This is a genomic window from Pseudomonas sp. Pseusp3 (genome assembly GCF_047304225.1).
Taxonomy (GTDB): domain Bacteria; phylum Pseudomonadota; class Gammaproteobacteria; order Pseudomonadales; family Pseudomonadaceae; genus Aquipseudomonas; species Aquipseudomonas fluorescens_CD.
In genome coordinates, this window is sequence record NZ_JBGLYV010000177.1 from 1 (window position 1) to 7040 (window position 7040).

At 57.8% G+C, this 7040-nt stretch carries 6 protein-coding genes and 2 pseudogenes; 7 read left to right on the forward strand and 1 reads right to left on the reverse strand.

Translation table 11 applies throughout. The features are described from left to right. Positions 1-74 precede the first annotated feature (74 nt). The gene (locus ACCD00_RS29780; protein WP_413428789.1) at positions 75-488 is read right to left on the reverse strand and encodes a GNAT family N-acetyltransferase; all 414 of its coding nucleotides are present in this window, start codon (positions 486-488) and stop codon (positions 75-77) included. Positions 489-816: 328 nt separating this feature from the next. Here ACCD00_RS29780 and ACCD00_RS29785 point away from each other — a divergent pair, with 328 nt between their 5' ends. From ACCD00_RS29785 to ACCD00_RS29815, 7 genes and pseudogenes are all read left to right on the forward strand, one after another. Next, positions 817-1758: a fatty acid desaturase gene (locus tag ACCD00_RS29785; RefSeq protein ID WP_413428790.1), complete on the forward strand. Its 942-nt coding sequence runs from the start codon at positions 817-819 to the stop codon at positions 1756-1758. Between the two features lie 157 nt (positions 1759-1915). Continuing rightward, positions 1916-2707, forward strand: a complete 792-nt coding sequence (locus tag ACCD00_RS29790; RefSeq protein WP_413428791.1) for a phosphate/phosphite/phosphonate ABC transporter substrate-binding protein — start codon at positions 1916-1918, stop codon at positions 2705-2707. A 140-nt stretch (positions 2708-2847) separates the two neighbouring features. Then, positions 2848-3396, forward strand: coding sequence for a sigma-70 family RNA polymerase sigma factor (locus ACCD00_RS29795; protein WP_413428792.1), 549 nt, complete (start codon positions 2848-2850; stop codon positions 3394-3396). Next, entirely contained in the window at positions 3393-4406 is a 1014-nt protein-coding gene (locus tag ACCD00_RS29800; protein ID WP_413428793.1) for an ABC transporter substrate-binding protein, read from the forward strand. Before ACCD00_RS29795 ends, ACCD00_RS29800 begins: the two co-directional genes overlap by 4 nt. Before the next feature lie 106 nt (positions 4407-4512). Continuing rightward, positions 4513-5187 carry a peptidase inhibitor family I36 protein gene (locus ACCD00_RS29805; RefSeq protein ID WP_413428794.1) on the forward strand — a complete coding sequence of 225 codons (675 nt, stop codon included), beginning with the start codon at positions 4513-4515 and terminating at the stop codon, positions 5185-5187. A gap of 408 nt (positions 5188-5595) precedes the next feature. After that, positions 5596-6366 (forward strand): annotated as a pseudogene (locus ACCD00_RS29810) (PAS domain-containing protein); the annotation flags it as partial. Positions 6367-6498: 132 nt separating this feature from the next. Then, positions 6499-6915, forward strand: a pseudogene (locus ACCD00_RS29815) (methyl-accepting chemotaxis protein); the annotation flags it as partial. Positions 6916-7040: the final 125 nt, after the last annotated feature.

The following is a 7040-nucleotide window of genomic DNA, read 5'->3' on the forward strand; positions in this document are numbered from 1 at the left end:
GTCTGACAGTCGGCATTGATGGTGACTGACAGACCGCTTTCGCGAGCAAGCCCGCTCCCACATTTTTGATCCCGTTATTTCAGCTCCAGCCCCATTGCAATCATCGGCTTGCTGCGCGCGTATCGGCTCAAGCGTTCAACCATCGCGTAAGGCATCGGCGGATCGAAAGTAAAGCCGCGGCGCTCGTAAAACCCCCGCAAATCCGGATGACAGAACAGCCACACCGGCAGTTCGCAATCCTTCACTGCGGCCGCAATCAATCCGGCGGCAAGCCCTTGTTCGCGACACTGCGGATCGACAAACAACCCGGTCAGCCAATGCCCACCGGACACGGGGCGCAAACACAGCGCGGCAACGATCCCGTCACGCCGGGCCACCCACAACTGCGCGTCGCGCACGGCCTTCATCGACGATTGGTGAGCGCGGTAGAACTTGTTCATCAATGGCCATGACGGCTCGTCGAGCAGGGTGTATTGGGTGTCGGGCATGGTTTTGGACTATCGGTAGGCAAAGCGGGCGATTATAAAAGAACACACGCGCCGGGATAGGTGTATACCTGATTTCACATCCCCATGAGTGGAGTACGCATCATGTCCAAAGGTATGGATTCAAAGAAAGCGGCAAAAAAGAAACCAGTGAAAACCGCCATTGAAAAGCGTGCGGACAAGAAAGCCAAAAAGGTCGGCGTGTTCGGTCACTGATCCGGCGTTGATTGATCGCTCCCATGCAACATGGGAGCGATCCACCTGAAAATAATCTGCAAGATTTCCCAAGGCCATTGCACAGAAAGGGACTGGTCCCGATCTGAGCAACGCCATGCCCCATTACTTCGATAGCGCCCACCAACAAGAAATCGAAACCCTGCGTCGACGCTTCACCGCACGCACCGAATGGCCGACCTGGTTGCTGTTGACCGGCGTGTATGGCGGCTGGTTTGGCATCGTGCTGAACAGCCATCGGCTGGGTTTGTGGTGGAGCACGCTGTTGCTGATCCCATTGCTGGTGCTGTGGTTATCCGTGCAACACGAACTGCTGCACGGTCATCCCACGCGCTGGCCAACCTTGAACAAAATCCTTGGCTACGCGCCGTTTGCCGTTTGGTATCCGTACACCTTGTATCGCGATAGCCATTTGCTGCATCACCGCGACGAGGACCTGACGATCCCCGGTCGCGATCCGGAAAGCCGTTACCTGAGCGCCGCGCAGTGGCAGGGCAGTTCACTGCTGGTGCGCAGCCTGCACTGGCTGAACAAAACCGTGCTCGGCCGCTTTGCCTTTGGCGCGCCGCTGGCCTTGCTGACGCTGGCCCGCGAAGAACTGCAGCGCCTGAGGGCAGGTGAGCGCCAGGCCTGGCTGATGTGGCTGAGTCACGGCGCGATGACTGGTTTGATGCTGCTGTTCATCGCACGCTTCAGCGTATTGCCGGTCTGGCATTACCTGTTTTTGATCAGCGTGCCAGCGCTGTCGATTGCCATGATTCGCTCCTACTATGAACATCGACCTCAGGCAGCGCCGGAGCAACGCACCGTGCTCAATGAGGCCGCCTGGCCATGGCGCTGGTTGTTTCTGAACCTCAATTTTCATCTGGTGCATCACGAATTGCCGGGGTTGCCCTGGTACGACTTGCCCCGCGCCTACAGGGCCCGCCGCGAGCAATGGCTGGCGCGCAGCGGCGGGTTTCTGGTGCAGGGTTATGGGCAGTTGTGGCGTGAACATGGCGTCAAGGCCATCGACAGCCCGAGGCATCCGTTTCACTGATTTTTGAATCGCCACAGATCTACTGTGGGAGCGGGCTTGCTCGCGAATGCGGTGTGCCAGTCAACTCAGATGTTGGATGTCTGACCGCTTTCGCGAGCAAGTCGAATCGTCGCACCGCCGCTCCCACATTGGAAATTTGCCGCATGGGACTATTTCGATGACCCAACACATCGCCGAAATACAGATGTACGTCGCCCCCGACCCCATCCACCAGGCCAACGAGCGCTGGCTGGCGCGAATCTTCGAACACTTGGGCGAAACCCGCCGTGATGCCGAAGGCCTGTCACTGGCGGACCTGTGGCTGTCGCCACACCTGCTGCTCACACAAACCTGCGGCTATCCGCTGATGACGGCATTACGCGGCAAGGTCCGGGTGCTGGGGCGCCCTCGTTATGAACTGCCGGACAGCAGTGGCGGCAATCATTGCAGCCTGATTCTGGGACGCATCGAAGACGCACGGCGAACCCTGCCGGAGTTTCGCGACAGCCGAGGCGTGATCAACGGCCAGGACTCCAACAGCGGCATGAATCTGCTGCGCCAGCGGTTGGCACCTTTGCAACGTGACGGGCGATTTTTTGCGCAGGTCGGCATCAGCGGCAGCCATCGCGAAAGCCTGCGCTGGTTGCGCGAAGACCTTGCCGATCTGGCGGCCATCGACAGCGTGACCTTTGCCTATCTGGCGCGCCACGCTGCAGAAGAAGTGGCCGGTTTGCGCGTGATCGCTCGCAGTGCTTTCAGCCCGACGTTACCCTACATCACATCAGCCACCGTCAGCGATCAGCAGGCTGAAGCGCTATTGCAGGCGATGAATCAAGCCTTGCGCGAATTGCCTGACGTCGCCGAAATCCTCGGGTTGCCTGAAGTGTTGCCGGCTAGCGAAAGCGACTATCAGGTGGTGCTCGACTATCAGCGGGAAGCCGAGGCGTTGGGGTATGGGGTTTTGCGCTAGCGGTCCATCGGCTATTTATTTTTAATTCTATTAACGAATATAAAAATAAGTTTTAAGTATTATTAAAGAATAAGGCTCCTTGCTAGGATTCGCCTCACCGGACCACCGGACATTCAGCGACCCCTAACCCAGGAGCCCCTATGTCCGGCGCCGATATACTTCACCGCAAACACGTGGACGGACTGTTCCGCGCTCACTACCACTGGCTCTGCACACGCCTGCGCCAGTCTCTGAACGATGCCGCCGGTGTCGAAGACATTGCCTGCGAAACCTTCGTGCAACTGCTCGAAGCCCCTGGCCTGACGGCAATCCGTGAACCCCGTGCCTTGCTCACCACTATCGCCCGGCGCCTGCTCTATCAGCGTTGGCGCCGAGGTGATCTGGAGCGCCAGTATCTGCAGCAACTGCAACAGGCCGGGCCGATCCACGCCGAATCGCCGGAAGAGCTGGCTCAGTTGTCCCAGACCCTGGCCCGTGTCGATCGCAGTCTTCAGCGGCTGCCAGGCAAAGTGCGCTCGACCTTCCTGCTATCGCGGATCGACGGCCTGACCTATCCGCAAATTGCCGCTGCGCTGGGCATCTCGCTGCGTTCGGTCAGCGACTACATGACCCGTTCCCAGGCCCTGTGCGACCGGCACAGCGCCAATCAATCCCTGAACCGTCCACTCCAGAACAAGAGGTCCGCATGAGATCGATCAAAACCCTGCTCGGCAGTTCGTTGCTGGCCCTGAGCCTGTTGTCCCACCCGGCATCGGCCACGGAAAAAGCCGCACCCATTCACTTCGGTGACATCACCTGGGAAAGCGGCAGCCTGATCACCGAAATCCTGCGCCTGATCGTTGAAAAAGGTTACGGCTACCCGACCGACACGCTGCCGGGCAGCACCGTCAGCCTTGAAGCGGCGCTGGCCAAAAACGATATCCAGGTCATCGGTGAAGAGTGGGCCGGACGCAGCCCGGCCTGGGTCAAGGCTGCCGGGGAGGGCAAGGTGTTCGGCCTCGGCGATACGGTCAAGGGCGCCACCGAAGGTTGGTGGGTGCCGGAGTACGTGATCAAGGGCGATCCCGAGCGCGGCATCAAGCCATTGGCCCCGGAGCTGAAATCCGTTGCTGATCTGGCGAAGTACAAGGACGTGTTCCGCGACCCCGAAGACCCGAGTCGCGGACGCTTCCTCAACAGCCCGACCGGCTGGACCTCGGAAATCGTCAACAGCCAGAAACTCAAGGCTTATGACCTGACCGCCAGCTACGTCAACTTCCGCACAGGGTCCGGTGCCGCACTGGATGCCGAGGTGGCGTCGTCGATCCGCCGTGGCAAACCGGTGCTGTTCTACTACTGGTCGCCGACACCGCTGCTGGGGCGCTTCAAACTGGTGAAACTCGAGGAACCGCCATTCGACATCGAAGCCTGGAAAACCCTGGCCGATGCCAACAACCCGAACCCCAAAGGCACACGCTCGATGCCGGCCAGCCTGGCCATCGGCGTATCGGCACCGTTCAAGGCGCAATACCCGGATCTGGTGACGTTCTTTGAAAAGGTCGACCTGCCGATTGATCTGTTGAACCAGACCCTGGGCCAGATGAGTGAAAAGCGCCAGAAACCCCGTGAAGTCGCCGAAGCGTTTTTGCGTGAGCAGCCGCAGGTATGGAAGGGCTGGGTGCCGGGGGAGGTGGCGAATCGAGTCACGGCAGGTTTGTGATCCGGTTTCTACGCAGCAAGTACAAGGGCGGCGCTTGTTAGAACTGTCATTTATGACAGTAGATATTTTGTAACAAAAAATCGACTCTGTTCCCTGTAGGCGCTGAATGATTCAGCGTTTTCAGGGCACGGAGTTTTTTATGAACAGAAAATGGTTTGTGGGACTCGCGGCACTGTGTGTCGGCATTGGCGCCGTATACTTTTTTAATCTCAAGCAAGATCGGGATATCAAGTACACGTTGTTCAATCCAACGCTATCGCAAGAACAAAAGACTTTGGTTCAGCAGCAGATGGATCTGCAGATGGCGAGGAAAGAGGGGGGGAAGCAAGTCAGTTCTACCCAAATAGCTTATGACGAAGGCGCAATCGTGATCACATTCCCGGTTCCCGGGGTGACTGGTGAACTCCATACCACGTGCGACTATCGTTATTTTTGTGTTTGGGATGCATGGTATTACTCGGGTTCAAAGGTCTCCCTGCAAGTGCTGCCATCAGGGGTCGTCGATTTGCCTGCATACATGGCACGGCAAGTTTCCTCCTGGAAATACAACAATGATCGCTATAAAACCGTCGTCTATGGAGTGGATGGATCGAACGGGGTAGGCAAGATAATGACGAGCACCCTCGCGGAGATCGGAATCGGCGATGAATGCTGTCCATTTGGTAACCGTGAACAAAAGGATGGCTGGACTGAGATCTATGAACAGGCGGAGCTACACGGGCAACAAAACGACAGTGTTACCAGCATTCGCTTCTCTCCGTTGTTTGGTGCTGCCCAGTGACGTCGCTGCTGAACCGATTTTGTCCTCGATAGTGGCAGACTAGTGGCCTTGCAAGCCCAAGGTTGCTGTCTATGATCAGTTGTAACCAACTATGTCGACCGCCGTGAGGCGGTCGATGTCTGGCCGCAAGAGTGCGCAATCGAAGGCACCGAGACTTGATGACAGGGAGCTGTCCGCTAAATGGAATTTGTTTGAAACTGTTAGGGCTGGCCCGCATGCGGGCTATCAAGAGAAGGATGTCTTGATGAGAGTGTCGCAATAGGGACCCTTCCGATCGAACATCATTTATCACCTGACCAGTCCTTCTTTTTGGAGGGATGCGTGTGCCTGTTCTGCTGAACGCAGTGGTGGATTTGAAAGACCTGCAACTTTCATCAATCAAGAAATCGCGCGGAAGGTGATACCACAATGTTCAACCTACATCACAAGGCTGACCTGCTGGAAATCGAACGATTCAGCTGTGCGCTGACTGAGGCCAACGCCAAGTTGGCGGCGATCAGTCGTTCGATGGCGATGATTGAATTCACCCCGGACGGCATCGTCATCGATGCCAATGAAAACTTTTGCAGTGCCATGGGTTACAGCGCCGAAGAAGTGCGCGGCAAGCATCACCGGATCTTTTGTGAAGAGCAGTATTACCGCAGCGATGACTACACCAGGTTATGGCGCGACCTGGCGCGGGGCGAGCCGCTGAGCGGGACCTTTTTGCGCTTGCACAAAAGCGGCCGGGAGATCTGGCTCGAAGCCAGCTACATGCCGGTGCTGGGCCCCGACCGGCAAGTCAAGAGCGTGATCAAGGTCGCCACCGACATCACCGCGCGGGTCAACAAGGAGCACGAAAACGAAAGCCGGCTCTCCGCGATCAGCCGCTCCATGGCTGTGATCGAATTCACGCCAGAAGGCAAGGTCATCAGCGCCAACGAAAACTTCCTGAAAACCATGCAGTACTCGCTCAACGAAGTGGTGGGGCAGCATCACAGCCTGTTCTGCCACCGTGCCGAAGCCGAGTCGCAGAATTACCGGAATTTCTGGGCGTCACTCAACCGCGGCGAATACCACTCCCATCGTTTCGAGCGCCGAAACAAACAGGGGCAGACCATATTCCTCGAAGCGTCCTACAACCCGTTGTTCGACGCCAAGGGGCGGTTGTACAAAGTGGTCAAGTTTGCCAGCGACATCACCAACCAGATGACCACCCTGCAAACCGCCGCAGAATCGGCCCACAGCACCTCGGTGCAAAACGACGCCTGTGCCCGCAAAGGGTCAGAGGTGGTGCAGCAGACGGTGCAGATCATCCAGCACATTTCCCGGGACCTGAACGAAGCGGCACTGAGTATCGATGCCGTGAGCAAACAGTCCGACATCATCGGCACCATCGTGCAGACCATCCGCGGCATTGCCGACCAGACCAACCTGCTGGCGCTCAACGCGGCGATTGAAGCGGCACGGGCCGGTGAACACGGGCGCGGGTTTGCGGTGGTGGCCGATGAAGTGCGCAGCCTCGCGGCGCGCACCAGTCAGGCGACGCTGGAGATTGTCGAGGTAGTGCGCAAGAACCACGATTTGTCGCTCAGCGCGGTATCGAGCATGCAATCGAGTTTGAGCCGAACCGGCCTGGGCGTGGAATTGGCGAACGAGGCGGGGGAGGTGATCCTGGAAATCCAGCAGGGCTCGCGGCATGTGGTGGATGCGATCAGTCAGTTCAACTCGACGTTGCAACTGAACTGATCGCGGCAACTGCAATGGTCGATAACGGGTACGCGTGTTTCCTGGCTAAACGCGGCGCTCTTGGGTCCATCGCGAGCGAGCGCGCTCCTACAAAAAAACGCTGACCCACTGTAGGAGCGAGCTTG

Excerpts from the sequence above, each read along its gene's own strand:
- ACCD00_RS29780 (WP_413428789.1), bottom strand. The coding sequence starts at position 488 with ATGCCCGACACCCAATACACCCTGCTCGACGAGCCGTCATGGCCATTG.
- ACCD00_RS29785 (WP_413428790.1), top strand. The coding sequence starts at position 817 with ATGCCCCATTACTTCGATAGCGCCCACCAACAAGAAATCGAAACCCTG.
- ACCD00_RS29790 (WP_413428791.1), top strand. The coding sequence starts at position 1,916 with ATGACCCAACACATCGCCGAAATACAGATGTACGTCGCCCCCGACCCC.
- ACCD00_RS29795 (WP_413428792.1), top strand. The coding sequence starts at position 2,848 with ATGTCCGGCGCCGATATACTTCACCGCAAACACGTGGACGGACTGTTC.
- ACCD00_RS29800 (WP_413428793.1), top strand. The coding sequence starts at position 3,393 with ATGAGATCGATCAAAACCCTGCTCGGCAGTTCGTTGCTGGCCCTGAGC.
- ACCD00_RS29805 (WP_413428794.1), top strand. The coding sequence starts at position 4,513 with ATGATTCAGCGTTTTCAGGGCACGGAGTTTTTTATGAACAGAAAATGG.